This is a genomic window from Acinetobacter sp. GN11 (genome assembly GCF_054823985.1).
Genome location: NZ_JRVL01000301.1, coordinates 1 through 3490 on the forward strand (window position 1 = coordinate 1; position 3490 = coordinate 3490).

Here is a 3490-nt window from a genome sequence, read left to right on the forward strand (position 1 = left end):
TAAGCACTCTTCAAAATCTATAAAATTATATTTAAGTTTAAACTTGGTTCCTTTAATTTCTTTGCGGATTACGCCAACCAACTGATTTAAGTTCTCTGCTGAGCTTTCTGAAAATAAATTTTTGTCCTCAATCTTTTTATACACATTCTCAGCAATGATTAAATATTGTGGCATTTTATTTTCTCCCTTTTATTGTCAGGCTACTCACTCAGCCCTTTAAGGAAGTATGATAGATATCCTGTTTTCTAATGTAATTGTTGTGCTGCCAATTGTAATTAGTGTGTTTTTGTGAAACCTGCAAGCATAACCATCCGAAAAACTTAAAATTAATGCAAATTGAGTCTCGTTTTTAGATAAAAAATTATTCTAATCAAAAAATATTTTTAGCTCATCTAAAGTAGGAAGCTGATTATAAGATTGATCTGCAATTACAGTATTTGCCCAGTTTGTCTTTGAAACGATACAAAAATTAAGCTTCTTTAAGACCTGAATGTCTTTGTCAAATAAACCTAATGGTATCCACATAAAATGAGTAGTTCCTACCAAATTAGGTACAGGCGATCCACATTTGCTACAAAATGAAGATGTGAAGCCTGTTTCTTTTTTATAAGTATGGATAAGCTCAAAACCTGAAAGGCAGTCAAATTTATCCTTGCTCACTAAAGTTGCTGCATTGGCTCCTGTTCCAGTTTGTTTACGACATAGACTACAGTGACAATGGTAGATGGTATTTATTTCGCTAGTGATAGAGAATTTAACTTCACTGCATAAGCAAGAACCTACATGGCTCATCTCGAGCATCCTTAGAAAATAATATTGAATATAGCACTAGCCTTAAAAAGGTTAAATTTAACTTTATATGTTTAAATGGATATGATCTCTTAGAAGTGCCTATGAATATAAGAAATTGCTAGAGTTGAGGCTTGGCAGAATGCATTTATACCGTTTAATATGAATTTTGACATATAAATTGAATATAAAAATGCTGTGATGTGCTTATCTTGGATGCGACTTAAAAGCTTACATGATTAATCAACTCTATCAGCAGTACAGTAGTATGGCATTAAATGCCTGGGGCTTTACAAATACACCTTCGTATAACGATACATACGACCCTGATGAGAATGATACAGTGACAAATAGCTTTAATTGGTTAAATGATGAACAATCTACAGAAAAAACTAAACAAGGATTAACTGCTTTTGTTGCATTAGATGATGCTTTTATCAGTATCGCTTCTCGTATGTATCTGATTAGAAATGCAAAAGACAAAATCGATTTACAATATTATATTTGGACAAATGATTTTGTTGGAAACTTAATGCTGCACGAGTTATTAACGGTGGCAGATCGTGGGGTAAAAGTTCGGTTACTCATTGACGATCAAAATGGAGTAAAACTTGATGGTGTTCTAAGAAGCCTTCTACACCATCCTAACTTTGAAATTCGTTTATTTAATCCATACAAATTTAGATATGTAAGAATTTTGGACTATATTTTCCGGTTCAAGAAAGTAAACCATCGTATGCATAATAAATTAATTATTGCAGATGGCGTGATTGCAGTAACAGGTGGTCGAAATATCAGTAGTGAGTATTTTGATGCAAGTAGTAAGTTTCAGTTTACAGATCTAGATATTTTATTTTATGGGCATACAGTACAGCATGCTCAAGAAGTTTTTAATGATTTCTGGCAAAGTGAGTTAAGCCAAGATGCGACCAAGCTGGTCGGGACTTGCGCTGTCCACCACTTGCAATCTTTACGACAGCATTATCATGATCTACTTCATGAAAGTGAAAATCATACTCAAACCGAAGACAAGCTTTATGATGCTCAAACTTATTTAAAAGAACTTCTAGAGCACTATCCAATTCAATGGTCAAAAGCACATTTTGTTGCGGATTCACCGAAAAAGATCTTAGGAGTAGCTTCTAAAGAAGAAATGCTTTATGGGCAAGTTATGGCCATTATGGGTGAACCAAAGCAGCACATTGAATTGGCTTCAGCTTATTTTGTTCCTACACAGCAAGGCGCTTACTATTTAAAACAGTTAAAAGTTCAAGGTGTTAAAGTCAGGGTTTTAACGAACTCTTTTGCTGCAAATGATGTAGCAATTGTGCATGCTTTTTATAGTCAATATCGGGTCGAAATGCTTAAAAGCGGTGTAGAACTATTTGAGTTTAAGCCATTTTTAGAACGCAGACGTAGAACATGGTATGAAGTGGTGACTGGAAGTGTGATTCCAGCAAAAGGTAAAAATAAATCGAGCTTACATGCCAAATTTTTTGATGTAGACGGTAAAGTATTTATTGGTTCTTTTAACTTTGATCCACGTTCAACATACTTAAATACTGAGGTTGGTCTTGTTATTGAATCGAGTCAATTACAAGCTCAAATTTCAGTCATGCTTGATCAGCATTTACCTCAAGTCGCTTATCAGCTTAAGTTAAACAGTGAAGGTAAAATTATTTGGTTAGATTATCAGTCGAATGGACAAGTTGTTGAATATGAAAAAGACCCAGATACGAGCCTTTTCCAACGTACAATGATTAAAGCCGTTTCATATTTGCCAGTTGAATGGATGATGTAAGAGGCTTCAACTTGGCTTATAAAATCCCAATCTCTTTAAAGAATTTTTGATAAGCCTCAGCTTTTTTCTCTAGTGCCAATGGATAAGCTCGAGAAGAAGATGGTAAGCGATATAAATTAATATCTCTTCCTGCAAAGTAAGTCGACGTAGATGTCCCTATAAGTGGTTTTTCAGTGTTCTCGGGTAAAACTGAAATTAAGGTATCAGTTGCTTTATCGCCTGTGGTCATGATGGTCTGACATAGAGGAATCTGCTGAAGCAAAACAGTGAGATCTGTTGGAGTTACGATTTCCAGAAATTTATCTGCGGCATTCCCCTTTAGCCGTTTAATTTGGTAAGCCGTGTCAAAGATTGCAATACCTGTTTTAATTAAGAAATTTCGGATACGTTCTTCATTAAAATTTTTTTGGTTTTCACTTAAGAAGTAAGTTTTATCTTGGAAAAAAATTAAACCAAAAATTCGCCACATGTCATTTTGGAAATTTGGATAGTAAAAATCCATCTTCCATTTATTACGCGGTGGTGGAAAGCTACCTAACATGAGTAAACGCGCGTTTTCAGGTAAAAAGGGTTCTAGTGGATGTGTTTCTATCTCAATTATCATAAAAAATCAGTGTTTACTTAAAAACTTTATAAACAAATTACCCTATTTTTTAGTTAATCACGAGTCATGAAATGCAATTTCTCTTAATTAAAGCGTTAATGGGAAAAATCAGCTCTTACTGAAAGACATTGAGGCGACACCTCTGTAGGAATCACCTCAATAATTTAGAACGTGTAAGTAAGCTGGTGAACTCAAACTTATTAAAAGTTTAGGACTTTAAAAACTTTACCTGTTCTTGGATGAGCAAAACTGTTATCTGGATCTAGATTAATGACTTTATCCGAAATCACAATCTT

3 protein-coding genes and 2 pseudogenes are annotated in these 3490 nt (G+C 34.2%); 1 reads left to right on the plus strand and 4 read right to left on the minus strand.

The features are described from left to right. Positions 1–174, minus strand: a pseudogene (locus NL42_RS18560) (hypothetical protein); the annotation flags it as partial. Between the two features lie 192 nt (positions 175–366). Then, positions 367–801 carry a GFA family protein gene (locus NL42_RS18565; protein WP_461313871.1) on the minus strand — a complete coding sequence of 145 codons (435 nt, stop codon included), beginning with the start codon at positions 799–801 and terminating at the stop codon, positions 367–369. Positions 802–1024: 223 nt separating this feature from the next. On the opposite strand from NL42_RS18565, the gene NL42_RS18570 reads away from it, so the two are divergent. Beyond that, on the plus strand, positions 1025–2590 hold the full coding sequence (locus NL42_RS18570; protein ID WP_461313872.1) for a phospholipase D family protein: 1566 nt from the start codon (positions 1025–1027) through the stop codon (positions 2588–2590). A gap of 16 nt (positions 2591–2606) precedes the next feature. On the opposite strand, the gene NL42_RS18575 is transcribed toward NL42_RS18570, so the two are convergent. After that, positions 2607–3194 (minus strand): uracil-DNA glycosylase family protein, encoded by a 588-nt coding sequence (locus tag NL42_RS18575; protein WP_461313873.1) that lies wholly within the window; start codon positions 3192–3194, stop codon positions 2607–2609. Positions 3195–3394: 200 nt separating this feature from the next. Continuing rightward, positions 3395–3490: pseudogene (locus NL42_RS18580) on the minus strand (hypothetical protein); the annotation flags it as partial.